This is a genomic window from Micromonospora sp. NPDC047620 (genome assembly GCF_043205005.1).
GTDB lineage: Bacteria > Actinomycetota > Actinomycetes > Mycobacteriales > Micromonosporaceae > Micromonospora.
On the sequence record NZ_JBIDDG010000027.1, the window covers coordinates 1 to 26678 of the forward strand.

Annotated in this window: 23 protein-coding genes and 1 pseudogene; 14 read left to right on the forward strand and 10 right to left on the reverse strand. The window is 73.7% G+C overall.

What is annotated here, in order from left to right; all coding sequences use genetic code 11:
- Positions 1-267 (forward strand): annotated as a pseudogene (locus tag ACGF5C_RS26610) (IS5/IS1182 family transposase); the annotation flags it as partial.
- Here ACGF5C_RS26610 and ACGF5C_RS26615 read toward each other — a convergent pair.
- On the reverse strand, positions 242-721 hold the full coding sequence (locus ACGF5C_RS26615; RefSeq protein ID WP_393305880.1) for a hypothetical protein: 480 nt from the start codon (positions 719-721) through the stop codon (positions 242-244). The pseudogene ACGF5C_RS26610 and the gene ACGF5C_RS26615 overlap by 26 nt on opposite strands.
- Positions 722-849: 128 nt before the next feature.
- On the opposite strand from ACGF5C_RS26615, the gene ACGF5C_RS26620 reads away from it, so the two are divergent.
- Both ACGF5C_RS26620 and ctaD read left to right on the forward strand, forming a co-directional pair.
- A complete protein-coding gene (locus ACGF5C_RS26620) occupies positions 850-1956 on the forward strand; it encodes an FAD-dependent monooxygenase (protein ID WP_393305882.1) in 1107 nt (368 codons plus the stop codon).
- Between the two features lie 153 nt (positions 1957-2109).
- Complete coding sequence (gene ctaD, locus ACGF5C_RS26625; protein ID WP_393305884.1) at positions 2110-3867, forward strand: cytochrome c oxidase subunit I; 1758 nt, start codon at positions 2110-2112, stop codon at positions 3865-3867.
- A 570-nt stretch (positions 3868-4437) separates the two neighbouring features.
- On the opposite strand, the gene ACGF5C_RS26630 is transcribed toward ctaD, so the two are convergent.
- From ACGF5C_RS26630 to ACGF5C_RS26645, 4 genes are all read right to left on the reverse strand, one after another.
- Positions 4438-5661, reverse strand: coding sequence for an MFS transporter (locus ACGF5C_RS26630; protein WP_393305886.1), 1224 nt, complete (start codon positions 5659-5661; stop codon positions 4438-4440).
- A 65-nt stretch (positions 5662-5726) separates the two neighbouring features.
- Positions 5727-6308: an isochorismatase family protein gene (locus ACGF5C_RS26635; protein ID WP_393305888.1), complete on the reverse strand. Its 582-nt coding sequence runs from the start codon at positions 6306-6308 to the stop codon at positions 5727-5729.
- Between the two features lie 13 nt (positions 6309-6321).
- The gene (locus ACGF5C_RS26640; RefSeq protein ID WP_393305890.1) at positions 6322-7608 is read right to left on the reverse strand and encodes a nicotinate phosphoribosyltransferase; all 1287 of its coding nucleotides are present in this window, start codon (positions 7606-7608) and stop codon (positions 6322-6324) included.
- A gap of 16 nt (positions 7609-7624) precedes the next feature.
- Entirely contained in the window at positions 7625-10300 is a 2676-nt protein-coding gene (locus ACGF5C_RS26645) for a LuxR C-terminal-related transcriptional regulator (protein ID WP_393305892.1), read from the reverse strand.
- Positions 10301-10505: 205 nt separating this feature from the next.
- Between ACGF5C_RS26645 and ACGF5C_RS26650 the strand changes: the two genes are divergently transcribed.
- The 10 genes from ACGF5C_RS26650 to rdgB all read left to right on the forward strand — a co-directional run bounded on the left by ACGF5C_RS26650 (position 10506) and on the right by rdgB (position 17974).
- The gene (locus ACGF5C_RS26650) at positions 10506-12056 is read left to right on the forward strand and encodes a hypothetical protein (RefSeq protein WP_393305894.1); all 1551 of its coding nucleotides are present in this window, start codon (positions 10506-10508) and stop codon (positions 12054-12056) included.
- 147 nt (positions 12057-12203) lie between these two features.
- Positions 12204-12494: an ATP-dependent Clp protease adapter ClpS gene (gene clpS / locus ACGF5C_RS26655; RefSeq protein WP_350702872.1), complete on the forward strand. Its 291-nt coding sequence runs from the start codon at positions 12204-12206 to the stop codon at positions 12492-12494.
- 2 nt (positions 12495-12496) lie between these two features.
- Complete coding sequence (locus ACGF5C_RS26660) at positions 12497-12991, forward strand: DUF2017 domain-containing protein (RefSeq protein WP_393306000.1); 495 nt, start codon at positions 12497-12499, stop codon at positions 12989-12991.
- Between the two features lie 53 nt (positions 12992-13044).
- On the forward strand, positions 13045-13533 hold the full coding sequence (locus ACGF5C_RS26665) for a Mov34/MPN/PAD-1 family protein (RefSeq protein ID WP_393305896.1): 489 nt from the start codon (positions 13045-13047) through the stop codon (positions 13531-13533).
- A gap of 73 nt (positions 13534-13606) precedes the next feature.
- The gene (locus ACGF5C_RS26670; RefSeq protein ID WP_350702868.1) at positions 13607-13942 is read left to right on the forward strand and encodes a MoaD family protein; all 336 of its coding nucleotides are present in this window, start codon (positions 13607-13609) and stop codon (positions 13940-13942) included.
- A 10-nt stretch (positions 13943-13952) separates the two neighbouring features.
- Positions 13953-14918 (forward strand): PLP-dependent cysteine synthase family protein, encoded by a 966-nt coding sequence (locus ACGF5C_RS26675; protein ID WP_393305898.1) that lies wholly within the window; start codon positions 13953-13955, stop codon positions 14916-14918.
- Between the two features lie 292 nt (positions 14919-15210).
- Positions 15211-15957, forward strand: coding sequence for an MBL fold metallo-hydrolase (locus ACGF5C_RS26680; RefSeq protein ID WP_393305900.1), 747 nt, complete (start codon positions 15211-15213; stop codon positions 15955-15957).
- Positions 15958-15982: 25 nt separating this feature from the next.
- On the forward strand, positions 15983-16444 hold the full coding sequence (locus tag ACGF5C_RS26685) for a hypothetical protein (RefSeq protein WP_393305902.1): 462 nt from the start codon (positions 15983-15985) through the stop codon (positions 16442-16444).
- Between the two features lie 72 nt (positions 16445-16516).
- A complete protein-coding gene (rph, locus tag ACGF5C_RS26690) occupies positions 16517-17245 on the forward strand; it encodes a ribonuclease PH (RefSeq protein WP_393305904.1) in 729 nt (242 codons plus the stop codon).
- Between the two features lie 108 nt (positions 17246-17353).
- Positions 17354-17974: an RdgB/HAM1 family non-canonical purine NTP pyrophosphatase gene (gene rdgB, locus ACGF5C_RS26695; protein WP_357698476.1), complete on the forward strand. Its 621-nt coding sequence runs from the start codon at positions 17354-17356 to the stop codon at positions 17972-17974.
- Between the two features lie 49 nt (positions 17975-18023).
- On the opposite strand, the gene hutH is transcribed toward rdgB, so the two are convergent.
- Positions 18024-19562 carry a histidine ammonia-lyase gene (gene hutH / locus ACGF5C_RS26700; RefSeq protein ID WP_393305906.1) on the reverse strand — a complete coding sequence of 513 codons (1539 nt, stop codon included), beginning with the start codon at positions 19560-19562 and terminating at the stop codon, positions 18024-18026.
- Between the two features lie 155 nt (positions 19563-19717).
- On the opposite strand from hutH, the gene ACGF5C_RS26705 reads away from it, so the two are divergent.
- On the forward strand, positions 19718-21058 hold the full coding sequence (locus ACGF5C_RS26705) for an RNA-guided endonuclease InsQ/TnpB family protein (RefSeq protein ID WP_393305908.1): 1341 nt from the start codon (positions 19718-19720) through the stop codon (positions 21056-21058).
- On the opposite strand, the gene hutI is transcribed toward ACGF5C_RS26705, so the two are convergent.
- From hutI to hutU, 4 genes are all read right to left on the reverse strand, one after another.
- Positions 20940-22142: an imidazolonepropionase gene (gene hutI, locus ACGF5C_RS26710; RefSeq protein WP_393305910.1), complete on the reverse strand. Its 1203-nt coding sequence runs from the start codon at positions 22140-22142 to the stop codon at positions 20940-20942. The two genes, ACGF5C_RS26705 and hutI, sit on opposite strands and share 119 nt — an antisense overlap.
- Positions 22143-22200: 58 nt before the next feature.
- Positions 22201-23562 (reverse strand): formimidoylglutamate deiminase, encoded by a 1362-nt coding sequence (locus ACGF5C_RS26715; protein WP_393305912.1) that lies wholly within the window; start codon positions 23560-23562, stop codon positions 22201-22203.
- Between the two features lie 232 nt (positions 23563-23794).
- Positions 23795-25015, reverse strand: a complete 1221-nt coding sequence (locus ACGF5C_RS26720) for an allantoate amidohydrolase (RefSeq protein WP_393306003.1) — start codon at positions 25013-25015, stop codon at positions 23795-23797.
- 11 nt (positions 25016-25026) lie between these two features.
- Complete coding sequence (hutU, locus tag ACGF5C_RS26725) at positions 25027-26676, reverse strand: urocanate hydratase (protein WP_393305914.1); 1650 nt, start codon at positions 26674-26676, stop codon at positions 25027-25029.
- Between the last annotated feature and the right edge of the window lie 2 nt (positions 26677-26678).

Below are 26678 nucleotides of genomic sequence, written 5' to 3' on the forward strand. Positions count from 1 at the left end.
AACCGTGGGTATGCCCGCCGCCGAAAGATCCGGGTCTGCATCCCGAGCAAGGCCGACCAGGACGCCCACCGCAAGGCCAAGGGATCCAAAGGCGGCCGCCCGCCCGCCTTCGACCCCGCCGACTACCGGCTGCGCCACGCCGTGGAATGCGGCATCAACCAGCTCAAGCAGCACCGAGCCATGGCCACCCGCTACGACAAACTCGCCGTCCGCTACGAAGCCACCGTCACCATCGCCATCATCAACCAGTGGCTCCGAGCCTTATGAAACACGGGCTAATCGCCGACGGGGCCAGGTAGGAGATGACGTTGACGTTGTTGGAGCCGATGCTGCTGGTGGCGCTGCTGATCTGGCTGACCTGGATCGGCAGGTTGGTGCCGGGGGAGCAGTTGGTGTAGTGGCAGCCCAGGAAGGCCGACGGGTATGCCGTTGGCGCGCCGTTTGTGGGGTTGCTGCCGTTCTGGTGGTGATCTCGAACCCACTGTCGGTGACTTCGATACAGTGGGCGGTGGTGCCCCAGGTTCTGCACGTAGCGGCCCCACAGGTGGTGATCGAACCGTCTTGCTCGCAGATCTGGTGTCAGCGCTCGTGTGTTGCCGAGGGCGATGGCGATGATCGAACAGTCGGCATTGACCTCCGAACCCGTGGGCGGCGCGCTGGGGGTATTGGCGAGGTTGGTGAGGTTTGTAACGCCCGAGCCGCGCAGTGGGCAGGTGCTCATCCATGCAACGGGATCGGCCCACCGAGGAATGTTTCGGAGTGGGACGATTGACTCTGGTGTGTGCCGATTGCGCCGAGTAGTGTCTTGCCTCCAACGCGTTCCGCACCCCTCCGGAGGCGTACACCACCATGGGTGGCTTCCCCCTGCGCATCCTCGTCGTCGGCGCGGGCATCGCCGGCCTCGCCGTGGCCCGGGCGCTACGGATGGTGGGCCTCCGGCCCGACGTCACCGAGACACTGCCCCCGGGCGAGAACGCGGAGACCGGGCTCTACCTGCCCGGCAACGCCGCCCGGGCGCTGCGCCGACTGGACCTCGACGGGCCGGTCCGCCCGCTCGGGCAGGTCATCCACCGCCAGCGGTTCCTCGACGCGGCCGGGGTGCCGCTGTGCGAGGTGGACGTGGACGCGCTCTGGGCCGGGGTCGGCGAGTGCCGGGCCCTGCCCCGGTCGGAACTGCACCGGGTGCTGCTCACCGGGGCCGGCGGCGCCGTCCGGCACGGCGCCGAGGTGCGCACCCTCGACCTGCTGCCGCGGTCGGTCGGCGTCACCTTCGTCGACGGCACCGCCACCGAGTACGACCTGGTGATCGGCGCCGACGGGCTGCGCTCGACCGTCCGTGCCCTCGCCGCGCTCGGCGGCCCGCCCCAGCCCGCCGGCCAGGTCGTCTACCGCAGCGTGGTGCGCGGCGGCCCCCGGCTCGCGGAGTGGACCGCCCTGCTCGGCCAGCGTGCCGGCTTCCTGGCCGTGCCGCTCGGCGCCGGGCGGCTGCACTGCTACGCCGACGAGGCCGGCACGGTCGCGCCGGCCGACCCGGTGGCCCGGCTGCGCGAGCTGTTCGGCGACTACGGCGGGCCGGTGCCGGAGGTGCTGGAGGTGCTGGACCGGGTGCACGTCGGGGTCACCGAGGAGGTGGAGCTGGGGCGCTGGTCCCGGGGGCGGGTGCTGCTCGTCGGCGACGCCGCGCACGCCACCGCCCCGACGCTGTCCCAGGGCGCGGCGATGGCACTGGAGGACGCCGTCGTGCTCGCCGAGTCGCTCCGGACGGCCGGCGGCGTCGAGGCCGCGCTGGCCGCGTACGAGAGTCGTCGTCGCCCCCGTACGCGATGGGTGCGGGACCGGACCCGCGACCGCAACCGGACCCGGGACGTGCCACCGGCGCTGCGCGACCCGCTGCTGCGCGGGCGCGGCGGGCGGATCTTCGGCGAGCACTACCGACTGCTGCTCGGCCCGCTGTAGGTCGCGGCGAGCCGCCCACCAGAGCGGGTGGCGCAGGTTACCCGACCACCCCACGCGGCGCAGCCACCTGCCGGGGACTATCCTCCTTGCGGATGACGGCCCGCAGATAACCAGCGCGTGCCGAGCGGGACAACCCAGAACCGGAGGCCACTCGTGACCACCGTCGCACCCAAGCCGGTCGTGACCCGGCCCTGGCCGGTCCGAGCGCCGGTCAAGGGGTCGGCCATCGCGCGGCTGCTGCGGACCACGGACGCGAAGCAGATCGGGATCATGTACATGGTCACCGCGTTCGTGTTCTTCATGATCGGCGGCCTGATGGCCCTGATCATGCGGGCCGAGCTGGCCCGACCCGGGCTGCAGTTCCTGTCGCCCGAGCAGTACAACCAGCTCTTCACCATGCATGGCACCGTCATGCTGCTGTTCTTCGCGACGCCGATCGTGTTCGCCTTCGCGAACTACATTGTGCCGCTGCAGATCGGCGCGCCGGACGTCTCGTTCCCCCGACTGAACAGCTTCGCCTACTGGCTGTTCCTCTTCGGCGGCTCGATGACGATGGTCGGCTTCATCACCCCGGGTGGCGCCGCGGACTTCGGCTGGACCGCCTACGCGCCGCTGAGCGGCGTCGAGCACTCCCCGGGCGTCGGCGGCAACCTGTGGGTGATCGGCCTGGTCATCTCCGGCCTGGGTTCGATCCTCGGCGCGGTCAACCTGATCACCACGATCCTGACCCTGCGCGCGCCCGGCATGACCATGTTCCGGATGCCGATCTTCACCTGGAACATGCTGGTCACCAGCCTCCTGGTGATCCTGGTCTTCCCGTTGCTGGCCGCCGCGCTCATGGCGCTGGCCGCGGACCGCATCATGGGCTCCCACGTCTACGACCCGGCGACCGGCGGGCCGATGCTCTACCAGCACCTCTTCTGGTTCTTCGGCCACCCCGAGGTGTACATCATCGCGCTGCCGTTCTTCGGCATCATCAGCGAGATCATCCCGGTCTTCTCCCGCAAGCCGATCTTCGGCTACAAGGGTCTGGTCGCCGCGACCATCGCCATCGCCGCGCTGTCGATGAGCGTCTGGGCGCACCACATGTTCGCCACCGGCCAGGTGCTGCTGCCCTTCTTCAGCTTCCTGAGCTACCTGATCGCCGTGCCGACCGGTATGAAGTTCTTCAACTGGATCGGCACCATGTGGCGGGGCCAGGTCAGCTTCGAGACGCCGATGCTCTGGTCGATCGGCTTCCTGGTGACCTTCCTCTTCGGTGGTCTCACCGGCGTGCTGCTCGCCAGCCCGCCGCTCGACTTCCACCTGCACGACTCGTACTTCGTGGTGGCGCACTTCCACTACGTGCTCTTCGGCACGATCGTGTTCGCCGTCTTCGCCGGCATCTACTTCTGGTTCCCGAAGATGTTCGGCCGGATGCTCGACGAGCGGCTGGGCAAGGTGCACTTCTGGCTGACCATGATCGGCTTCCACACCACGTTCCTGGTGCAGCACTGGCTGGGCAACGAGGGCATGCCGCGTCGGTACGCCGACTACCTGCCCGAGGACGGGTTCACCTTCCTGAACACGGTCTCCACGATCGGCGCGTTCCTCACCGGTATCTCGACGCTGCCGTTCATCTGGAACTGCTGGAAGTCGTACAAGGCCGGGCCGGTCGTCGAGGTCGACGACCCGTGGGGCCACGGCAACTCGCTGGAGTGGGCGACCAGCTCGCCGCCTCCGCTGCGGAACTTCGACCGGATGCCGCGGATCCGCTCCGAGCGGCCGGCGTTCGACCTCAAGTTCCCCGAGCTGGCCGCCGGGCAGACGCTGGCCGGCCCGCCGGAGGGCGGCGCCAAGCCGCTGACCAGCGAGTCCGACGGCGGCGCGAGCTACCAGGAGGACGTCGCCTCCAACGTCGACCGCCGCTGACGATCACGCACCACGTACGACGGGCGCCGCCCCCACAAGGGGCGGCGCCCGTCGCCGTTGTCGGGGTGACGCCGCCCGGTCGCCCGCCCTCCCGCAGGGGCGTGAACAGCCGACCGGACAGCGGTACGGTCCCCAGCGCCGCCCGGCGGCGGGACGGGACAGGCGGGCCGGGCCGCCGGCAGGCCGCACCGATCCACCGACGAGATCGGGGCGGCACCGGCCGGATGGACGTCAGGTGCGTCGACGCCAAGCTCGGCGCTGGCCGCCGGTGGGCATCCCCGTCCGACGGCCCTTGGACGGAACCTGAGCCGTCCAGAAGGCACCGGCCTGGTCGACGAACTGCCCGACGTGCCGGGGCTGGCCGAACCATGGGGCCGCGACGTGCCGGACCGCCCAGCACCAAGCAACCCCGACCCGCTGCCTCGGCCCCCACCCCCCACGCCCAGACAACCGCAGCGCGATCTTGCACTTGCTGCCCTGGCGAAAGTGCACAAAGGCCATATATCAAGGGCCGAAGGTGCAAGATCGCCGGGCGAGGGAGGGCGGCGAGGGAGGGCGGCGAGGGTGGGGTCAGGTGGCGGGGAGCGCGGTCAGGTCGGGCTCGGGTTCGGGCGGGACCGGGGTGGCGGTCCGGCGGCGGCGTAGTTCGATCGGGAGCACGGCCAGGGCCACCAGCGCGCCGATCGCGCCGGTGACCGCGAAGCCCCAGGCCGGGGCGGAGGCGTCGATCACGGCGCCGGCGAGCGGGGCGCCCACCGCGATGCCGACGGTGACCGCCGAGCCGTGCAGGCCCATCGCCTCGCCGCGGACGGACGCGGGAACGAGCCGGCTCACCGCGTCGGCGGTGGCCGCGAGGGTCGGCGCGCAGAGCGCCCCGGCGGGGATCAGCGCCAGGCAGAGCAGCCACCAGTGCGCCCCGCCCAGCCCGACCGGGATGGTGCAGAGGCTGAGCGCGGCCATCAGGGCCAGGGGCGAGAAGGAACGGCTGACGGCCCCGTACGCGAAGCCGCCCACCAGCGAGGCGACCGCCCACACGGCGAGTACGGCGCCCGTCCACCCGACGTCACCGCTCTCCCGGAGCACGGCGACCACGGCCACGTCGGTGCCGCCGAGCACCAGCGTGCCGGCGGCGCTGATCGCCAGCACGGCGAGCAGCCGCGGGGTGAGCCACGCCCGACGGGGCACCCTCGGCTGCGGCCCGGTCGGCTCACCGCCGCCCCGGACGGGCGGGTTCAGCAGCCAGAACGCGATGCCGGAGGCGACGATCCCGGCGCCGACCAGGTAGAGGGTCGTCCGGGCGGAGATCGCGGTGACCGCCGCCACGGCCAGCGCCGGGCCGATCATGAACGACAGCTCCACCGACATCGAGTCCAGCGCGTACGCGGGGCGGCGCCGCTCCGGCGGCACCATCGCGGCGATGGACTGCCGGACGACCGAGAAGATCGGCAGGGCCAGCGAGCCGGCCAGGAACGCGGCCGGCAGCAGCAGCGGGTAGGGCAGCATCGGGGCGGTGGACCAGAAGAGCGCCTCGGCGACCCCGGTCAGCACGAGCACCGGCCGCAGGCCGCGCCGGTCGACCAGCCGGCCGAGCAGCGGGCCGCCGATGGCGGCGCCCACGGTGATGGCCGCGCCGACGAGCCCGGCCGCCCCGTAGCCGCGCCCGAGGTCGAACACGACGTAGAACGTCAGGGTCACCCCGGTCGCGGTGAGCGGGACGCGGGCGAGCACCGACACCAGCAGCAACGACCGGAGACCGGGCAGGGCGAGCGCCTCCCGGTAAGGCTTCAGGTTCATGTCGGTGCGTACCTCCGCCGGACATCCTCGGTCCGGGGTACGACACCCGCCAACGATTTACCGCCTCATGCGGCCCTGATCACAGGCCGCCCGCGCATGGTGACCCCGGCGCCCTCCATCGCCCGCAGCGCCACGTCGGTGGTCTGCGGGGCGACGGCGGCGGTCAGGTCCAGCAGCACGGTGGTGGCGAAGCCCTCCCGGGCAGCGTCCAGGGCGGTGGCCCGGACGCAGTGGTCGGTCGCGATGCCGACCAGCTCGACCGTGTCCACCCCGTGCCGGCGCAGCCAGTCGGCCAGGCACTCGCCGTCGTCGGCGTGCCCCTCGAAGCCCGAGTACGCCGCCGCGTGCTCGCCCTTGTGGAAGATCGCCTCGATCCGGTCGGTCGCCAGCTCGGGGTGGAACTCGGAGCCGGGGGTGCCCACCACGCAGTGCCGGGGCCAGGAGTCCACGAAGTCCGGCGGGTCGCCGAAGTGTGGGCCCGGGTCGACGTGGTAGTCCTTCGTCGCCACCACGTGCTCCCAGCGGTCCGGCTCGGCCGCGAGCAGCCGGGTGATGCCGGCCGCCACGCCGGCCCCGCCGCCCACGGCCAGCGAGCCGCCCTCGCAGAAGTCGTTCTGCACGTCCACGATGATCAGCGCGTTGCCCACCGGAGGGCTCCTTTCAGTCGGCCGGTACGACCGTGACGGGGACGGCGGGGTCGCCGCCGGAGAGCTTGAGCCCCTCCCAGGGGATCGAGATGAGGCACTGCCGCAGGTGCTCCCGCGACTCGTCCAGGGTCGGCAGGTCCACCGGCTCGCCCCCGACCAGGAACGGCCGCTGGAGCAGCCGGTCGTTGGGCTGCCGGTCGGGCACGCCCTGCGGCACGATGACCTCCTCGGTGGCGGTGCCGGTCGGCTTGTGCCGGCGTACGGCCACCTTACGGCCGCCGATGGTGGCTTTGTGCTCGGAGCGCTTGACCACCGCGCGGCCGTCGACCTCGACCAGCTTGTAGACGAGCCCGGCGGTGGGCGCGCCGCAGCCGGTGACCACGGAGGTGCCCGCGCCGTACATGTCGACGGGCTCGGCGGCGAGCGAGGCGATGGCGTACTCGTCGAGGTCGCCGGAGACGATGATCTTGGTTTCGGTGGCGCCGAGCGAGTCGAGCAGCTCGCGGGACTGCTGGGCGATCACCGCGAGGTCGCCCGAGTCGATCCGGACGGCCCGCAGGTCGGGCCCGGCCACCGCGATCGCGTTGCGGATGCCCTGGCTGATGTCGTACGTGTCGACCAGCAGCGTGGTGTCCTTGCCCAGCGTGGCGACCTGCGAGGCGAACGCGGCCCGCTCGTCGTCGTGCAGCAGGGTGAACGCGTGCGCGGCGGTGCCGGCGGTCGGGATGCCGTACCGCTGCCCGGCGGCGAGGTTGGAGGTGAACCGGAACCCGGCCAGGTACGCGGCCCGCGCCGCGGCCACGGCCGCCTCCTCGTGCGCCCGCCGCGAGCCCATCTCGATCAGCGTCCGGCCGCGGGCCGCGGTGACCATCCGCGCGGCGGCCGCCGCCACGGCGCTGTCGTAGTTCAGCACCGAGAGGACCAGCGTCTCCAGCACGACACACTCGGCGAAGCCGCCGGAGACGGTGAGGATCGGCGAGCCGGGGAAGCACAGCTCGCCCTCGGCGTAGCCGTCGACGTCGCCGGTGAAACGGTAGTCGCGCAGCCAGTCGGCGGCCCGCTCGTCGACCACCCCGGTGCGGCGCAGGAAGTCGATCTCGTCGGCGTCGAAGCGGAAGTCGCGGATCATCTCGACCAGCCGTCCGGTGCCGGCGACCACCCCGTAGCGGCGGCCGGCGGGCAGCCGGCGGTTGAACACCTCGAAGACGCAGCGGCGGTCGGCGGTGCCGTCCCGCAGGGCGGCGCTGACCATCGTCAGCTCGTAGTGGTCGGTCAGCAACGCGGGGCGAAGGGTGCTCACCGCCCCAGCCTAGAGTTCACTCCGGCAGGCCGCCCTCGTGGCCCGGGATCGCCCGCAGAGCGGCCCGCAGCTCGGCCCGGCCGGTCACGCCGAGCTTGCTGTAGATCCGTTGCAGGTGGTTCTCCACCGTGCGGGCGGAGAGATAGAGCCGCTCCGCGATGACCCGACTGGTCACCCCGTCCGCCGCGAGCCGGGCCACCTGCCACTCGCGCTCGCTCAGCGCGGGCGCCCCGGCCTGCAACGCCGGCGTGCGGATCAGGTCGCAGCGGCCGAGCAGCGCGGCCAGGCGTTCCCGGGCCGCGCCCGCCGCCGGGGACCGCTGCCGGCGCAGCCGGTCCAGGGCGGCGGCGGCCGCCTCCGCCGCGTAGACGGCCAGGTCCAGCGCCTCGAAGCCGTCGGCCACCGCCAGCAGGTCGTCGGCGGAGCCCGCCGCGGCGGCCCGGGCGTGCCGGGCCAGCAGCGGCGGCAGCAGCCCGTCGACCCGTTCGGAGAGCTCCGCCAGCCGCTGCGCGACCGTGCGCCGGCTGCCGTCGGAACAGGTCGGGCCGATTGGGGCGGTCGCCCGGTCCAGCCGGACCAGCTCGTGCAGCACGTGCACCTCGTGGCCGGCGAAGCCGTCCGCCCGGAGCCGGTCGGCAAGCTGGACGAGGTGCTTGGCGGCGCCGGGCACGTCGCCGCCGGCGGCGAGCACCGCGCCGCGCGCCTGCTCCAGCCACGGGTACAGCACGACCATGCCCGGGGCGTGGGTGCGGTCGGCCTCCGCCATCGCCTCGGCCGCCTGCGCGGCGTCGCCGCGCAGGGCCGCCGCCTGGGCCCGTTCGGCCTGGGCCAGCCCGGCGTAGACCCGGCTGGTCGCGAGCACCGCGCACGCCTCGAGGCTGGTCCGCAGCGCCGCGTCGCTCTGGCCGCGCAGCCGGGCCGCGTACGCCTGGAGGACGGCCAGGTAGCCGGTGCCGAGCCGGAAGTCCCCGGCGCCGGCCAGGTCGGCGAACTCGTCGGCCACGATCGCGTCGATGCCGGGCAGGTCGCCGGCGAGTGCCAGCCGGGTGCCCCGGGCCAGCTCCAGGGCCAGTTGCAGGTACGGCATGTCGGCCCGCCAGCGGCCCGCCTCGGCCTGCACCTGGTCGATCGCGGCGGCGCTGCGGTGCAACTGCCCCTGCGCCGCCTGGAGGTAGGCGATGGTGCTGCGGGCCAGCTCCCGGGCGGAGACGCTGGCGGCCGGCCGGTCCAGCACCGTCCGCCCGAGCCGCAGCGCGAGGCCGGTGTCCAGCCGGTGCAGCCGCATGATGCCCTCGAAGGCCAGCACCCGGGCCTGGTCGGCGGAGTCCTCCAGCGCCGAGCCGCGGGCCGCTATCTCCTCCACCGTGGACTCCCGGCTCAGGCCCCAGTAGCTGACCATGCCCCGCACGGTCAGCCAGCGGCTGAGCCGCCGGTCGCCGCGGATCTCGGCGGAGACCGCGTCGAGGACCGCGATCGCCTCCTCCGGCCGGTCGGCGAACATCAGGATGGTGGCCAGCAGCTCCGCGGCGTCGAACCCGCCGCCGGCGTCGAGCGCCGCTCGGGCCAGCCGGGTCGCCAGCGGTACGTCGTAGCGGGCGAACGCCTGCCCGGCCGCGTCGAGCAGCAGGGTCGGGTCCTGGGCGGTGCCGGAGTCGAGCCGCCAGACCGCCACCCGGAGCAGGTCGTCGCGGCGTCGCTTGCCGACCTGCTCCAGCAGCTCGGCGAGGCGGGCCTCCAGGCGGCGGGTCCGGCTGACCGGGCAGCGGCGGCGCATCACCTCGCCGTACAGCGGGTGCGCCAGCCGCACGTCGGCGCGCCGGTCGTCGCGCACCACGACGATCAGCCCGCGCTCCTCGGCGTACTCCACGTCTGCCGGGTCCACGGCCTGGCTGAGCAGGTGCAGGCCGAGCGGCTCGCCGAAGGCGACCAGCTCGACCACCGCGCGTACGCCCGGGGTGAGCTGCCCGATCCGGGTGTCGATCAGATCGGTCAGGTTGGGCGCCAGCTCCAGCCGGCCCGTCCACTTCCAGACTCCGTACGTGCGGGTCAGCTCCCCGCGGTCGGCGGCGAACACCAGCTCGCGCAGCAGCAGCGGGTTGCCCGCCGAGAGCCGGCCCAGCCGGTCGGCGGAGGTGGCGTCGACCGGGCCGTCGAGCATCTCGGAGAGCAGCCGGGTGGTCTCGGCCGGTGCCAGCGGGTTCAGCTCGACGTGGTCGACGAGGTCGTCGGTCCACAGCGCACGGATGGGCAGCGGGAGCTGCTCGCTGTCGCGCAGCGTGCCGACGACCGTGGCGTTCTCCGCGCGGGCGACCAGGTGCACCAGCGCGGCCGAGGGCGGGTCGAGCAGGTGCGCGTCGTCGATCGCGAGGACGATCCGGCGGCCGGCCGCCTGCTGTTGCAGCACGTCCACCGCCCAGCGCAGGATGCCGGCGGGGGACAGGCCCTGCGGCTGCTCGGCGGGGAGCACCTGGACCAGCCCGCCGAACGGCAGCGCGGCGGTGGTGGCGCTGGCCGCGATCCACCACACCGCGTACCCGTCGCGGGGCAGTGCCGCCACCCCCTCGCGCAGCAGGCGGCTCTTGCCGATGCCGGCGCTCCCGCTGAAGAGGAGACCCCGCCCCTCCGCGCCGGTCACCGCCGACAGCAGGCGGCTGAGCTCATCTGTTCTGCCGACGAAACTCCACCGACTCATCGAGGCAGCATATCCATCGAATTCCGTCCGCGCCCGCGTCGTCACGCAGCGAAGTTGAGTAATCTCGTGGTAACTCCTAAGTATCCGAGGTGTTCGGGTAGGGGCCCCGGTCGCCCGTACTGTTTCGACATCCGGGGGGGTGCGACCCGGACGATTCCACGCGGCCTGCCACTGCCGGTCGCCTGCCACGGGAGGCCGCCCTCGAATGAAGCTTGGTCCTCTCCCCGCGGTCGACGTGCCCGACGACATGGCCGACGCCGCGAAGCTGCCCCACCGCGGTCCCCTGCCCACCAGGCTCGGCGTGACCGGGCCGGGGCCTGATGAACCACTGGCCGTGGTCGCCGTCGGCCCGGCCGGCGCGGGTCGGCCCGAGGTGCTCGCCGGCGTGCTCCGGCTGGATCCCGGCATGCTGACCGTGCCGGCCGGGAGTTGGCTGGTGGTCCGGCACTCCCAGGTGCCGACCCGGGCCGCCTACGTGCCCGGCTACCGCCAGCCGCACTCGTACGGGGCCGACCGGCTGGCCGCCGGCCCGGCGCTGGCCCGCCCGCCGCGTCGCGTCGAGCTGAGCGTGCCCGAGCCGCTGCTGCGGCACTTCAGCCTCGTCGACACGCCGGACACGGGCGCCCTCGGGGCGGCCGGCACCCGGCTGCTGCTCGACGCGGCGGGCCGGGCCGGGGCGGTGCTCTTCGTCACCGCCGCCGACCAGGCCTTCACCGCCGTCGAGCTGAACGTGCTCGCCGAGGTGGCCCGTGCCCGCGTGGAGGTCTTCTTCGCGGTCACCCCAGGCGCGGTCGGCTGGGCGCCGGTGCCCGAGGTCCCGGCGGCGACGGAGGGCACGGGGGCGTCCGTCGCGGTCGGGTCGGCTTCCGCGCCGGCCCCGGTGGATTCGGTCGCGGTCACCGTCGAGGCGCACCGGGCAGCCCTGCTCGCCGCCGTTCCGGGGCTCGCCCGCGCCCGCTGGTTCGCGGTCGCCGACGGCGACGGGGCGGACCTGCGCCGGGCCCTGGTGGGCTGGGCCGCCGACGAGGGGCTGCGGCGGGCCAGCGCCGACCCGCCGGTGCTGCCCGGGGCGCACGACCGGGTGCCGGTGGCCGCCGACCCGGGCGACTGGTCCGAGCGGCTCGACGGCCAGGCCCGCTCCTGGACCCGGCGCATCCGCCAGCACCTCGCCCTGGAGCTGGCCAACGCCCACCTGCGCGTGGTGCAGGAGATCGTCTTCGGCGTCGGCTGCGCCGGCCTGCCGCAGCTGCTGGACCGGGAGATGGAGGCGCTGTCGCTGCTGGCCACCGCCCAGTGCGACCACGCGGTCCACCGGCTCGTCGAGGAGGCCGCCGGCCGCGTCCTCGGCGCGCCGCTGTCCGCGGGCGTGCGCCGGCGCCTCGCCTTCGCGGTGCGCTGGGGGCTGGCCGACCACCGGGGCGGCCACGAGCTGGACCGCGTGCTGCTGGTCACCAGCACCGGGGGCGTGGCCGGGCTGACCGGTGCCGGCGCCACCGACGCGCTGGCGAGCTGCCCGGGCGGCGAGCGCGAGGAGGTGCTCCCGCCCGTCGCGGTGGCACTGTCGGGTGCCTGCTGGCAGCACTGGCGCAGCCCCGGCAACCACGATCCCAACGCCGCCCGCGCCTGGGCGCAGCGCGCACTGCGCGAGATCGAGCTGGAGCTGTCCCGGGAGGTGTCCCGGCGGATCGAGGTGGTCCGCCTCTCGCTGGACGGGGTGCTCTCCGATGCTGTCGACCACGGCATTCTGCTCGCCTGACGGCGACCGTGTCGTCCGCGCCGCCGGCCCCGTGCCGGGGCCGCCGCGGGCTGCCTCCGACGCGCCCGGCCAGGCCGGACGCGGTGTTCCACGGCGGGCCGGCGTTCCGGTTCCTCGGTTCGCCGGATCCGGTGGCACGATGGGGGCATGGCGGCTCCGCAGGTTGCACCAGTCGAGACGCCGGACACCGATGAGGTGCCGGCGTCCGACCGGCCGTGGGTGACGATCGTGTGGGACGACCCGGTCAACCTCATGACCTACGTGACCTGGGTGTTCCAGAAGCTCTTCGGCTACAGCCGGGAGAGGGCCGAGCAGCTCATGCTCGACGTGCACCACAAGGGGCGCGCCGTCGTCTCCAGCGGCGCCCGGGAGCGGATGGAGCACGACGCGTCGCAGCTGCACGCGTACGGGCTGTGGGCGACGGTGGACCGGTCGTGAGCATGTTCCGTCGCCAGGGCGACCGCTACGTCGCCACCTTCGCCGTCGACGAGGTCCGGGTGCTGCGCAAGGTCGCCTCCGAGGTGGTCGGCCTGCTCACCGACGGCTTCGACCACTCCGACCCGGTGGTCGGCCGGCTCTTCCCCGACGTCTACCCGGAGGACCAGTCCGGCACCGCCGAGTTCCGCCGCTACACCGAGGGCGACCTCAAGACCGGCAAGATCGACCAGGCCGGTGCGATCCTCGCCGCGCTGCCCGACTCCGCCGGCGGCGAGGTGCGCCTCGACGCGGAGGCGGCCGAGGCGTGGCTGCGGGCGCTCAACGACGCCCGGTTGGCGATGGGCGTGCGGCTGGAGATCAAGGACGGCACGGACCTCGGCGAGGAGCTCGACGACGCGGTCGCCGAGGATCCGACCTCCAGTCGGGTGTTCCAACTGTCGGTCTACGCGTACCTCGGGTACCTCCAGGAGTCCCTGCTCAACGCCTTGATCGACTAGGGGTGACCGGCACCACCTTAAGCTGGTGCCCCGTACGCGTTAGGCTGGAGCACGTGCTGAGCATCGACCGGTCGATCGTCGACGCGATCGTCGCCCACGCGCGTCGGGACCACCCCGACGAGGCGTGCGGCGTGGTCGCCGGTCCCGCCGGCAGCGACACCCCCACCCGGCACATCCCGATGGACAACGCCGCCCGCTCCATGACGTTCTACGAGTTCGACTCGATGGAGCAGTTGCGGGTGTGGCGCGAGATGGACGACCGGGACGAGGAGCCCGTCGTCATCTACCACTCGCACACCGCCACGGAGGCCTATCCGTCCCGGACGGACATCTCCTTCGCGGGCGAGCCGGGCGCGCACTACCTGCTGGTCTCCACCCGGGAGCCCGACGCGGAGGAGATCCGTTCCTTCCGGATCGTCGACGGCGTGGTGACCGAAGAGCCGGTGCGCATCCTCGACGCGGGGGTGGACCCGCACGCCGTGCAGTCCTACATGTTCGGGCAGAGCCCGGCGACGGTCGACTACGAGTGTTCCGGCCGCTGACCCAGCGCCGCACCACCCGTCCACGTCCCGTCACCTTCCGGCACACCCGATCATCACCGAGGAGCACGACATCATGGCCATCGAGGTTCGCATCCCCACCATCCTGCGCAGCTACACCGGCGGCGCGAAGGTCGTCGAGGGCGCCGGCGACACGCTCGGCGACCTGCTCGCCGACCTGGACTCCCGGCACGCCGGCCTCCGGGCCCGACTGGTCACCGACACCGGGGCGCTGCACCGCTTCGTCAACGTCTACGTCAACGACGAGGACGTCCGCTTCCTCGGCGCGCTCGACGCCAAGCTCAACGACGGCGACAGCGTGACCATCCTGCCGGCCGTCGCCGGTGGCGCGTTCGGGTTCGCCGCCGCCGCGGCGATCGCCGGTCACCGCGCGTCCGTCGCCGCCGGCTGAGGCGGCCGCGATGACGCGGTACGACAGCCTCCTCGACGCCTGTGGGGGCACGCCCCTGGTGGGCCTGCCCCGGCTCTCCCCGACGGTGCCCGCGGGGGCGCCGCCGGTGCGGCTCTGGGCCAAGCTGGAGGACCGCAACCCGACCGGCAGCATCAAGGACCGGGCGGCCCTGTTCATGGTCCGCGCGGCCGAGGAGGCCGGCCGGCTCCGCCCGGGCGACACCATCCTCGAACCGACCAGCGGCAACACCGGCATCTCCCTGGCCATGGTGGCGAAGCTGCGCGGCTACCGGCTGGTCTGCGTGATGCCGGAGAACGTCTCGACCGAGCGGGTGCAGCTGCTCCGGATGTACGGCGCGGAGGTCATCTTCTCGCCGGCCGCCGGCGGCTCGAACCAGGCGGTGGCCACGGCGAAGCAGATCGCGGCCGAGCACCCCGACTGGGTGATGCTCTTCCAGTACGGCAACGAGGCCAACGCCCGGGCGCACTACGAGACCACGGGCCCCGAGCTGCTGCACGACCTGCCCACCATCACGCACTTCGTGGCCGGCCTCGGCACCACCGGAACGCTGATGGGCACCGGGCGCTACCTGCGCGAGAAGGTCGACGGGATCCAGGTCGTCGCGGCCGAGCCGCGGTACGGCGAGCTGGTCTACGGGCTGCGCAACATCGACGAGGGGTACGTCCCGGAGCTCTACGACGCCACCGTGCTGTCCCGGCGCTTCTCCGTCGGCACCCGGGACGCCGTGCTGCGGACCCGGCAGCTGGTGGAGGTCGAGGGCATCTTCGCGGGCTTCTCGACCGGCGCGATCCTGCACGCCGCCTTGGCGGTGGCGCACGAGGCGGTCCGCGACGGCCGCCGCGCCGACGTGGCGTTCGTGGTCGCCGACGGCGGCTGGAAATACCTCTCCACCGGCGCGTACGGCGGCACCCTCGCCGACGCCGAGGCGGCGCTGGAGGGTCAGCTCTGGGCCTGAGGACGTCGCCGCAGGGTCACCGCCACGCGCGGTGGCCCTGCGGGCGGCTGCCGGTCGCGGTGGGCGCCCTGCTCACTCAGCGCTACCGTCGGGCCTCGGCTCGTCACGCACCGGCCGCGCATGGCGCGGAGGGCCCGGGGCGGGTGTCACGTTGGTGACAACTTCCTGTGGATGATTCTTGCCGCCCCGCGTGCCGGCGTAGGCTGCGCAGCGTGGCGCACGCGTCGGTAAAGATCATCGAGAGAGCGACCGTCGGCGCGATCGCTACGCAGCGCGACAGCGAGACCACTCGATGCGCCTGACCGTGCTGGGCTGCGCCGGCAGTTTTCCCGGCCCCGAGTCCCCCTGCTCCGCCTACCTGGTCGAGGCGGACGGCTTCCGACTCCTGGTCGACTTCGGCTCCGGGTCGCTGTCCAACCTCCAGCGCTACGCCGGGCTGCACGCCCCCGACGCCATCCTGCTGACCCACCTGCACTGCGACCACGTCCTCGACGCCGTGTCCTACGTGGTGGTCCGCCGCTACGCCCCGGACGGCCCCTACCCGCCGCTGCCGGTCTACGCGCCGTCCGGCGCGCCCGACCGGCTGGCGGCCGCGTACGGGCAGGAGGACAGCACGGTCGAGGACGTCTACCAGTTCTACGCCCTCCAGCCCGGCACCTTCCCCATCGGCCCGTTCAGCGTCACCGTCGACCGGGTCAACCACCCCGTCGAGACGTACGGCGTCCGGCTGGAGCACGGCGGCCGGGTGCTCTGCTACTCCTCGGACACCGCGCCCTGCGACGCCCTGCTCCGGCTCGCCCAGGACGCCGACGTCTTCCTCTGCGAGGCGAGCTATCTCGACGGCGTGGACAACCCGCCGGACCTGCACCTGACCGGCCGGGAGGCCGGCGAGGCGGCGACCAAGGCGGGCGCCGGCCGGCTGCTGCTGACCCACCTCGTGGCCGCCTGGGGCAGCGAGGCGATGACCGTGGAGGCGGCCGGGGCGGCGTACGCGGGACCGCTCGAGGTGGTCCGCGCCGGCGCGACGTACGACGTCTGAGCCGCGCCGGCGTACCGGGCTGCGGGTGTTCTTCGTGGTGCTCGCCGGGCTGCTCGCGATGGGGCTCTGTGCCGGCGGCGGCATCGCGGGGTACGTGGGCTGGTGGGCGCCCCGGCAGGACATGGCCGAGCGAAGGGCGATCTTCGCGGACTGGGGGCGGCCGCACAGCTTCACCTCCGACGGGCTCGTCGAGGGCGACGACGCCACGCTGCAGGTGTACCGGTTCACCTGCCCGCAGGGGCGGTGCCCGGTGGACCTCGGCGAACGGGTGCACGATTGGCTCGTCGCGGCCGGCGCGCAGGACGCGAAGATCGAGGACGTGACGCGCTGCGTGGCAAACGGCTTCCAGTACGGCGGCCCCACCTGCACCTGGACGTGGCGGGTGAAGGCGTGCCGGGCGACGGCGACGACGACGGGGCTGGAGGAGGTGCCGCTCGGCTGGGACCGGCCGCTCGTGCTCAACGTCCGCATCCGGGAGTGCGGCTGAGGAGGGACGCACCCACGGCGGGCACCCGGCACCCCGCAACGGGGCGGCCACCGCACCGCATAGGGTGCAGGCATGGCACGACCTGACGGGCGGCGACCCGAAGAACTCCGACCTGTGACGTTGACCCGGGGCTGGAGCACCCATCCGGAGGGCTCGGTGCTCGTGGAGTTCGGCGACACCCGGGTGCTCTGCACCGCCAGCGTGACCGAGGGGGTGCCCCGCTGGCGCAAGGGCTCCGGGCTCGGCTGGGTCACCGCCGAGTACGCGATGCTGCCCCGCGCCACCAACACCCGCTCCGACCGGGAGAGCGTGAAGGGGCGCGTCGGCGGGCGTACGCACGAGATCTCCCGGCTGATCGGCCGGAGCCTGCGGGCGTCGATCGACCTGAAGGCGCTCGGCGAGAACTCCATCGTGCTCGACTGCGACGTGCTCCAGGCCGACGGCGGCACCCGGACCGCGGCGATCACCGGCGCCTACGTGGCGCTGCACGACGCGGTGACCTGGCTGGCCGGGCGCAAGGCGCTGGCCGGCAAGCCGGAGAACGTGATGCACCGCTCGGTGGCGGCCGTCAGCGTCGGGGTCATCGCCGGCGAGCCTCGGCTGGACCTCAACTACGCCGAGGACGTGACCGCCGAGGTCGACATGAACGTGGTCTGCACCGGTGCCGGGGAGTTCGTCGAGGTGCAGGGCACCGGGGAGGCGGGCGTGTTCGCCCGCGAGCAGCTCGACGCCCTGCTCGACCTGGCCGTCGCCGGCTGCGTGGAACTGGCCGAAGCCCAGCGGAAGGCTCTCGAGTCGTGAGCGCGAGGAGTGAGCTTGCGAGCCCCGCAGTCGCGAACAGAGGTGAGGTCCGGTGAGCGCGAGGAGTGAGCTTGCGAGCCCCGCAGTCGCGAACAGAGGTGAGGTCTGATGAACAAGGTGCTGCTCGCCACCCGTAACCGCAAGAAGCTCATCGAGCTGCAGCGCATCCTCGACGGCGCGCTCGGCGCGCACCGCGTCGCCCTGGTCGGCCTGGACGACGTCGAGGAATACCCGGAGCTGCCGGAGACCGGCCTCACCTTCGGCGAGAACGCCCTGATCAAGGCGCGGGAGGGCTGCCGACGCACCGGAATGCCGACGATCGCCGACGACTCCGGCCTCGCCGTCGACGCGCTGAACGGCATGCCGGGGGTGTTCAGCGCCCGCTGGGCCGGCCGGCACGGCGACGACCAGGCCAACCTTCAGCTGGTGCTGGACCAGATCGCGGACCTCGGCGACGAGCACCGGGGGGCCTCCTTCGTCTGCACGGTGGCGCTGGTGCTGCCCGGCGGCAAGGAGCACCTGGTCGACGGTCGGCAGACCGGTCGGCTGCTGCGCTCGCCGCGCGGCGACGGCGGCTTCGGCTACGACCCGATCTTCCTTGGCGACGGGCAGGAGCGGACCAACGCCGAGCTGACGCCGCAGGAGAAGGACGCGGTCAGCCACCGCGGCAAGGCACTGCGCGAGCTGGCCAAGCTGGTGGCTAAGGTGCTGCCTCCGGCCACCGCCTGAACGCCGACGGGCGGGCCACCGGCCCGCCCGTCCGTCATCTTCTTCGGATTCAGGCGAGGAGGCCGGTCTCGCGCTCGATCGCGGCGCGCAGCTCGGGCCCGGCCACCACGGCCCGGGCGGCCTCCATCAGCGGGGCGAGGAACACGTCCGGCCCCGGCTCCCCGGCGATCCCGCCGAGCGCCGCGACGGCCGCCCGACCTGCCGGCGACGGGTCGAGCGGGGCGCGCAGCTGGAGACCGCGTACGGCGGCGAGCAGCTCGACCGCGAGCAGGCTGGTCAGGTTGTCCAGCACGGTGCGCAGCTTCTTGGCCGCCGCCCAGCCCATCGAGACGTGGTCCTCCTGCATGCCGCTGGTGGGTAGCGAGTCCACCGAGGCGGGCGCGGCGAGCCGCCGGTTCTCGGCGACGATCCCGGCCGCCGTGTACTGGGCGATCATCAGCCCCGAGTTGACGCCGGCGTCGGGGGAGAGGAACGCCGGCAGCTCCCGGGACCGGGTGACGTCGAGCAGCCGGTCCACCCGACGCTCGGCGATCGCGCCGACCTCGGCGGCGGCGATGGCCAGGAAGTCCGCGGCGAAGCCGAGGGGCGCGCCGTGGAAGTTGCCGGTCGACTCGACGCGGCCGTCCGGCAGCACCACCGGGTTGTCGACCACCGAGACCAGTTCCCGGCCGGCCACCGTGCGGACGAAGTCCAGCGTGTCCCGGGCCGCCCCGGCCACCTGGGGGGCGCAGCGCATCGAGTACGCGTCCTGCACCGCGTGCGCCAGGTCGTCGCGGTGCGAGTCCATCACCCGGGAGTCCTGGAGCAGCCGGTGGATGTTCGCCGCCGAGGCCGACTGCCCGGGGTGCGGCCGGATGGCGTGCAACTCCGGCAGGAACGGCCGCTCCGAGCCGAGCATCGCCTCGATCGCGAGGGCGGCGGTGACGTCGGCCATGGTGAACAGGTGCGCGGCGTCGTGGATCGCCAGCAGCAGCATGCCGAGCATGCCGTCGGTGCCGTTGATCAGCGCCAGCCCCTCCTTGGCGGCCAGCTCGATCGGCTGTAGACCGGCCCGGCGCAGCGCGTCGGCGGCGGGGATCCGCTCGCCGGCCGGACCCAGCACCCAGCCCTCGCCGAGCAGCACCAGGGCGCAGTGCGCCAGCGGCGCCAGGTCGCCGGAGGCGCCCAGCGAACCGTGCTCCGGCACCCACGGCGTCACGTCGTGGTTGAGCAGGTCGACCAGCGCCTCGGCGACCAGCGGCCGGACCCCGGAGCGGCCGAGCGCCAGCGAGCGGACCCGCAGCAGCATCATCGCCCGCACCACCTCGCGCGGCATCGGCGCGCCCACCCCGGCGGCGTGCGAGCGGATCAGCGCGTGCTGCAGCTCGGCCCGCCGTTCCGGCGCGACGAACGTGTTGGCGAGGGCCCCGAACCCGGTGGAGACGCCGTAGACCGGCCGGCCGGCGGCCTCGATGCCGTCCACGATGGACCGGCTGGTGGTCATCGCGTCCACGGCGGCCGGGTCGAGCACGACCTTGGCGGTGCCGCGCGCCACGGCGAGCACGTCGGCGGGGGAGATCCCGGTGGGCAGAATGGAAACAGACGTCATCAGGCTCCTTCATGGATATCCCGGCCTTCAGGTCGGGGAGGAACGGAACCTCCTGCGATGTAGGTCAGGGGTAGCCGGTTCGCCGTCGAGGCGGACAGGCGTCCCGCGCGACCCTCGCATGATCGGTTCCGAAGTATCGAGCTATCTTCGTGAACGTGACCTCACGGGTGAAGCGGGCGTACAAGTTCCGCTTCTATCCGACTGCGCAGCAGGCGGAGCTGTTGAGTCGGACGTTCGGGTGCGTGCGTAAGGTCTACAACTTGGCGTTGCAGGCTCGGACCGAGGCGTGGTATCAGCGGCGGGAACGGGTCAACTACCACGCGACCAGCGCGATGCTGACGGCGTGGAAGAAGACCGAGGAGCTGGCGTTTCTCAACGAGGTGTCCTCCGTGCCGCTGCAACAGTCGCTGCGGCATCTGCAGGGCGCGTTCGTGGCGTTCTGGGACAAGCGCGCCGGCTACCCGCGTTTCAAGTCCAAGCGCAGGTCGCGGGCTTCGGCCGAGTTCACTGCCAGCGCGTTCCGGTGGAAAGACGGCCAGCTCACCCTCGCCAAGATGACCGAGCCGTTGCACATCGTCTGGTCGAGGTCGCTGCCCGAAGGGCAGTCCCCGTCGACCGTGACCGTGTCGCGTGACTCGGCCGGCCGCTGGTTCGTGTCCCTGCTCTGCGAGGACCAGGTCGCGACCCTGCCGGCGATCGACAGCGTGGTCGGTATCGACGCTGGCCTCGCCCACCTGTTCACCCTGTCCACCGGGGAGAAGATCGCCAATCCCCGGCACGAACGCGCCGACCGGGCCCGGCTGGCCCGCGCCCAGCGAGAGTTGGCCCGCAAGGAGAAGGGCTCCCACAACCGGGCCAAAGCCCGGCTGAGGGTGGCCCGCGTCCACGCGCGTATCGGCGATCGCAGGCGTGATCACCTGCACAAGCTCACCACTCGACTCATGCGCGACAACCAAACGCTCGTGATCGAGGACCTGACCGTGCGCAACATGGTCAAGAATCATCGCCTGGCCCGCTCTATCAGTGACGCGGCCTGGCACCAGTTCCGCGACCTGCTCACCTACAAGTGCGCCTGGTACGGCCGGAACCTGGTCGTGATCGACCGCTGGTACCCGTCGTCCAAGACGTGCTCGACCTGCGCAGCCGTCACGCGGAACATGCCGCTGAACGTGCGGGCGTGGACGTGCCGGTGCGGCACCACCCACGACCGCGACATCAACGCGGCACGCAACATCCTGACCGCCGGGCTGGCGGTGTCTGCCTGTGGAGCCGGTGTAAGACCTCAACGGGAACCCTCCCGGACAGGGCGATCGGCGATGAAACAGGAAACCCCTGGGGCGACCCAGGGAACCCCCGTCCTTCAGGGCGGGGAGGATGTCAATGCGGCACTCCGTTGTGCAGGACCTGGCGGATCAGTGGCACACCGGGCCGGTAGGCCAGGTGCAGGTGGGACGGGGCGTCGAGGATCATCAGGTCGGCCCGCGCCCCGGGCTTGAGCACCCCGACGTCGTCGCGGCGCAGCGCCCGCGCACCGCCGGCGGTCGCGGCCCAGACGGCCTCCGCCGGGGTCATCCGCATCTCGCGTACGGCGAGCGCGATGCAGAAGGGCATCGACGAGGTGTACGACGAGCCGGGGTTGCAGTCGGTCGCCAGCGCCACCGTGACACCGGCGTCGAGCAGCCGGCGGGCGTCCGGGTACGGCGAGCGGGTGGAGAACTCGGCGCCGGGCAGCAGGGTGGCCACGGTGGTGGTGTGCCGGCTGTCGGCGCACATGCAGTCGTACCGGGCGGAGGCCAGCGCGTCGACGTCGGCGTCGGTCAGGTGGGTGCAGTGGTCAACGCTCGCCGCGCCGAGCTCGACGCCGAGCTGGACGCCCGGCCCCGGGCCGAGCTGGTTGGCGTGCACCCGCACGCCCAGCCCGACGGCCTGCCCGCAGGCGAGGATGGCGCGGGCGTGGTCCACGTCGAACGCGCCCCGCTCGCAGAAGACGTCGATCCAGCGCGCGTGCGGCGCGGCGGCGGCCAGCATCGGCCCGCAGACCAGCCCCACGTAGTCGTCCGGGCGGCCGGCGTACTCGGCGGGGACCACGTGGGCGCCGAGGAAGGTGGTCTCCTCGCTGACCTCGGCGGCGATCGCCAGGGAGCGGGCCTCGTCGGCGACGGTGAGCCCGTACCCGCTCTTGATCTCGATGGTGGTGGTGCCCTGCCGCATCGCCTCGCCGCGCAGCCGGCGCACGGTGGCCCGCAGCTCGTCGTCGGAGGCGGCCCGGGTGGCGCCGACCGTGGTCCGGATGCCGCCGCCGGTGTACGGCTGCCCGGCCATCCGGGCGGCGAACTCGGCGGCCCGGTCCCCGGCGAAGACCAGGTGGGCGTGGCTGTCCACGAAGCCGGGGAGCACGGCGGCGCCCCCGGCGTCCAGGCGCCGGTCGGCGGCCGGCGCGTCGCGGGACGGCCCGATCCAGGCCACCCGGCCGTCCTCGACCAGGAGGGCGGCGTCGCGGCGGATGCCCAGCGGGCCGTCCTCGCCGCCGACGTCGTTGGTCACCAGCTCGCCGATGTCGTCGACCAGCAGACTGCTCACGCGGTGTTCCCCTCCGTTTGCGACTGCGGGGCTCGCAGAACCGGCTCACTCCTCGCGCTCACCGCGTCACCTCCTCGATGGCCGCGGTCAGCTCGGCCGGCACGTCGACCGTCAGGTGGCGGCCGTCACGCACCACCGTCCGGCCGTCCACCACGACCTGCGCGACGTCCGCGGCGCCCGCCGCGAACCAGACCCCCACCGGCGGTACGCCGGCCGTGCGCGGGCTGTCCAGCCGTACCGTCACCAGGTCGGCGCGGGCTCCCACGGCGATCCGCCCGGCGTCGCGCCAGCCCAGCGCGGCGTGACCGCCGACGGTGGCCGCGTCGCGCAGCTCGGCGGCGCCGAAGTGGCCGCGGCGGCGGGTGCGCAGCCGCTCGTCCAGCTCGACCGCGCGGGCCTCCTCGAAGAGGTCGACCACGGCGTGGCTGTCGCTGCCCAGGCTGAGCGGCAGCCCGACGTCGGCCATCCGCCGGGCCGGGCCGATCCCGTCGGCCAGGTCCCGCTCGGTGGTCGGGCAGAGGCAGACGCCGGTGCCGGCGTCGCCGAGCAGCGTGAGGTCGCCGCTGGTCAGGTGGGTGGCGTGCACGGCCGTGGTGTGCGGGCCGAGCGCCCCGTGGTCGGCGAGCAGCCGGGTCGGGGTGCGGCCGTGCACGGCCCGGCAGGCGTCGTTCTCGGCGGGCTGCTCGGAGAGGTGCACGTGCAGGGGCGCGCCCCGCCGGTCCGCCCAGTTGGCCACGGTGGCGAGCTGCCCGGCCGGCACGGCGCGCACCGAGTGGATCGCGGCGCCCACCCGGGCGTGGTCGCCGGCGGGCGTGAACGCGGCGACCCGCTCCGCCCAGCGCAGCGCGTCGCCGTCGCCGAACCGCCGCTGCGGCTCGGTGAGCGGCTGCCCGTCGACGGTGGCGGTGAGATAGCAGGTGTCCAGCAGGGTGATCCGGATCCCGGCGTGCGCGGCGGCCTCGACCAGCGCCTCGCCCATCGCGTTCGGGTCGGCGTACGGGGTGCCGTCCGGGTTGTGGTGCAGGTAGTGGAACTCGCCCACGCAGGTGATGCCGGCCAGCGCCATCTCGGCGTAGACCGCCCGGGCCAGGGCCAGGTACGAGTCCGGGTCCAGGCGGGCGGCGACCGCGTACATCCGGTCGCGCCAGGTCCAGAAGTCGCCGCGCCCGCCGTGGGTGCGCCCGCGCAGCGCCCGGTGGAAGGCGTGCGAGTGCGCGTTCGCGAGCCCGGGCAGGGTCAGCCCGGGCAGCCGCTCGGCGTCGGCCAGGACCTCGACCCCGGCGGTCGGTGCGCCGTCGTCCCCGGCCAGCGGCGTGACGGCGGTGATCCGCCCGTCGGCCGTCTCGATCAGCACATCCGGGGTGGGCTCGGCATGGTCGGGCAGCCAGGCGTACTCGGCCAGCCAGCGGGTTCCGGTCATCTGGTTCGCCCCCTGTCGAGCTGCCCCGTCCACAGGACCGCCGGATCCGACCCGGGCGAGCGCCCCGCGCCACGGTGGCCCCGCCCCGTCGGCGGCGCCACCGTGCCCAACGAAGCAGCCCGTCCCGGTCGCTGCCCGAGCTGTGCGGGCAGCTCGACAGGGCCCGCGAGGCGGGCCGGGTACCGGCCGCGCCCCGCGACAAGACCGGACGTGCGATCGCCCGGCCGGCCGGTCAGCGGCATGTCAGCTCCTCCAGCACCCGGGCCAGGGCGGTCACCCCGGCGGCGCAGTCGGCGTCGGTGGCCGACTCCGCCGGGGAGTGCGAGACCCCGGTCGGGTTGCGCACGAACAGCATCGCCGTGGGCACGTGCGCGGCGAGCACCCCGGCGTCGTGGCCCGCCCCGGTCGGCAGCACCGGCGCGTCGAGCAGGGCCGCGAGCCGGTCGGCCAGGCCGCCGTCGAAGGCGACCAGCGGGGTGGCCGACTCCTCGGTCAGCGCCACCTCCGTACCGTCCCGGTGGGCCCGCTCGGCGGCCTTGGCGCGCACCGCGTCGACCAGCCCGGTCAGCGTGTCCGGCTCGGCGGCGCGGGCGTCCAGCCACCCGGTCACCTTCGACGGGATCGCGTTGGTCGCGTTCGGCTCCACCGACACCCGGCCGACGGTGGCGTGGGCGCCGCGCAGCCGGGCCTCCTTGTTCGCCGCCAGCACCGTGAAGGCGTACGTCAGCATGGGGTCGCGGCGGTCGGCCATCCGGGTCGTACCCGCGTGGTTGCCCTCGCCGGTGAACTCGAAGCGCCAGCGGCCGTGCGGCCAGATCGCGCTGGCGACCGCGACGGGCGCGTCGCCCTCGACCAGCGCGCGGCCCTGCTCGACGTGCAGCTCGACGAAGGCGGCGAAGCGGCCGACCAGCTCCGGCTGGGCGCCCGCCGGCCGGGCGCCCAGCGCCTCGGCGAAGCTCACCCCGGCGGCGTCGCGCAACCCGGCCGCGCGGTCCACCGCGATCTCCCCGGTGAGCAGCCGCGACCCGAGGCACGGTACGCCGAACCGGGCCCCCTCCTCCTCGACGAACGCGCCGACCGCGACGGGGCGGGCCGGCGCGATGCCGGCGGCGCGCAGCTCGTCCACGGCGAGGAACGCGCTGACGATGCCGAGCGGCCCGTCGTACGCCCCGCCGTGCGGCACCGAGTCGAAGTGGCTGCCGGTCAGCACCGCGTCGCCGGCCGCCGGCTCACCCCACCAGGCGAACAGGTTGCCGTTGCCGTCCTCGGTGACCGGCATGTCGCGTCGGCCGGCCTGGTCGCGGAACCACTCCCGCAGCCGCAGCTCCGGCTCGGTCAGCGCGTACCGCAGGTAGCCGCCGCTGCGGTCGTCCCGCCCGACCGGCGCGATCTCGTCCCACAGCGCCCGGAACCTGTAAGGAAGGGACCCTTCCTCTACCAAATCCGTTAACAAGGTGCCCCGCCTCACGCCTCGGCCATGGGGGTGCGGACGCCCGTGCGCGTGGCGACCTCGCGGGCGGCGTCGTAGCCGGCGTCGACGTGCCGGATCACGCCCATCGCCGGGTCGTTGGTGAGCACCCGCTCGATCTTCTGCCCGGCCAGGGCGGTGCCGTCGGCGACGCAGACCTGCCCGGCGTGGATGGAGCGGCCGATGCCCACCCCGCCGCCGTGGTGGATCGACACCCAGGACGCCCCGCTGGCGGTGTTGACCAGCGCGTTGAGCAGCGGCCAGTCGGCGATCGCGTCGGAGCCGTCGGCCATCGCCTCGGTCTCCCGGTAGGGGCTGGCCACGCTGCCGCAGTCCAGGTGGTCCCGGCCGATCACCACGGGCGCGCTCAGCTCACCGGAGGCGACCATCTCGTTGAACCGCACGCCGGCCTTGTCGCGCTCGCCGTAGCCGAGCCAGCAGATCCGCGCCGGCAGGCCCTGGAAGGCGACCCGCTCGCCGGCCATCCGGATCCACCGGGCCAGCGACTCGTTCTCGGGGAACAGGTCCAGGATGGCCCGGTCGGTGGCGGCGATGTCGGCCGGGTCGCCGGAGAGCGCCGCCCACCGGAACGGGCCCTTGCCCTCGCAGAACAGCGGCCGGATGTACGCGGGCACGAAGCCGGGGAAGTCGAAGGCCCGCTCGAACCCGCCGAGCTTCGCCTCGCCCCGGATCGAGTTGCCGTAGTCGAAGACCTCCGCCCCGGCGTCGAGGAACCCGACCATCGCCTCGACGTGCTTCGCCATCGACGCCCGCGCCCGGTCGGTGAACTCGGCCGGCTTCGCCGCCGCGTAGTCCCGGGCGTCCGCCAGCTCCACCCCCTCCGGCAGGTACGACAGGGGGTCGTGCGCGCTGGTCTGGTCGGTGACGATGTCGACGGCGACGCCCCGGCGCAGCAGCTCCGGGAAGACCGTGGCCGCGTTGCCGACCACGCCGACGCTCAGCGCGCGGCGGTCCCGCTTCGCGGCGAGCGCCCGCTCGACGGCGTCGTCGAGGGAGTCGGCGACCTCGTCGAGGTAGCGGTCGTGCACCCGGCGGTCCAGCCGGCTCCGGTCCACGTCCACGATCAGGCAGGCGCCCCCGTTCATGGTGACCGCGAGGGGCTGCGCCCCGCCCATCCCGCCGCACCCGGCGGTCAACGTCAGCGTGCCGGCGAGGGTGCCCCCGAACCGTTTCGCGGCGACGGCGGCGAACGTCTCGTAGGTGCCCTGGAGGATGCCCTGGGTGCCGATGTAGATCCACGAGCCGGCGGTCATCTGCCCGTACATGGTCAGGCCGAGCTGCTCCAGGCGGCGGAACTCCGGCCAGGTGGCCCAGTCGCCCACCAGGTTGGAGTTGGCCAGCAGCACCCGGGGCGCCCACTCGTGGGTACGCATGACGCCCACCGGCCGGCCGGACTGCACCAGCATGGTCTCGTCGTCGCGCAGGTCGGTCAGGGTGCGCACCAGCGCGTGGTACGACGGCCAGTCCCGCGCGGCCTTCCCGGTGCCGCCGTAGACCACCAGGTCCTCGGGGCGCTCGGCCACCTCCGGGTCGAGGTTGTTCATCAGCATCCGCAGCGCGGCCTCCTGCGGCCAACCACGGGCGGTGCGTTCGGTGCCGCGCGCGGCGCGGACGGGCTGGGACATCT

Bases quoted from the DNA above. Each gene is read 5' to 3' on its own strand.
- ACGF5C_RS26615 (WP_393305880.1), bottom strand. From the start codon at position 721: ATGAGCACCTGCCCACTGCGCGGCTCGGGCGTTACAAACCTCACCAAC.
- ACGF5C_RS26620 (WP_393305882.1), top strand. From the start codon at position 850: ATGGGTGGCTTCCCCCTGCGCATCCTCGTCGTCGGCGCGGGCATCGCC.
- ACGF5C_RS26630 (WP_393305886.1), bottom strand. From the start codon at position 5,661: ATGAACCTGAAGCCTTACCGGGAGGCGCTCGCCCTGCCCGGTCTCCGG.
- ACGF5C_RS26645 (WP_393305892.1), bottom strand. From the start codon at position 10,300: ATGAGTCGGTGGAGTTTCGTCGGCAGAACAGATGAGCTCAGCCGCCTG.
- ACGF5C_RS26650 (WP_393305894.1), top strand. From the start codon at position 10,506: ATGAAGCTTGGTCCTCTCCCCGCGGTCGACGTGCCCGACGACATGGCC.
- clpS (WP_350702872.1), top strand. From the start codon at position 12,204: ATGGCGGCTCCGCAGGTTGCACCAGTCGAGACGCCGGACACCGATGAG.
- ACGF5C_RS26660 (WP_393306000.1), top strand. From the start codon at position 12,497: ATGTTCCGTCGCCAGGGCGACCGCTACGTCGCCACCTTCGCCGTCGAC.
- ACGF5C_RS26670 (WP_350702868.1), top strand. From the start codon at position 13,607: ATGGCCATCGAGGTTCGCATCCCCACCATCCTGCGCAGCTACACCGGC.
- ACGF5C_RS26675 (WP_393305898.1), top strand. From the start codon at position 13,953: ATGACGCGGTACGACAGCCTCCTCGACGCCTGTGGGGGCACGCCCCTG.
- ACGF5C_RS26680 (WP_393305900.1), top strand. From the start codon at position 15,211: ATGCGCCTGACCGTGCTGGGCTGCGCCGGCAGTTTTCCCGGCCCCGAG.
- rph (WP_393305904.1), top strand. From the start codon at position 16,517: ATGGCACGACCTGACGGGCGGCGACCCGAAGAACTCCGACCTGTGACG.
- rdgB (WP_357698476.1), top strand. From the start codon at position 17,354: ATGAACAAGGTGCTGCTCGCCACCCGTAACCGCAAGAAGCTCATCGAG.
- hutH (WP_393305906.1), bottom strand. From the start codon at position 19,562: ATGACGTCTGTTTCCATTCTGCCCACCGGGATCTCCCCCGCCGACGTG.
- ACGF5C_RS26715 (WP_393305912.1), bottom strand. From the start codon at position 23,562: ATGACCGGAACCCGCTGGCTGGCCGAGTACGCCTGGCTGCCCGACCAT.
- hutU (WP_393305914.1), bottom strand. From the start codon at position 26,676: ATGTCCCAGCCCGTCCGCGCCGCGCGCGGCACCGAACGCACCGCCCGT.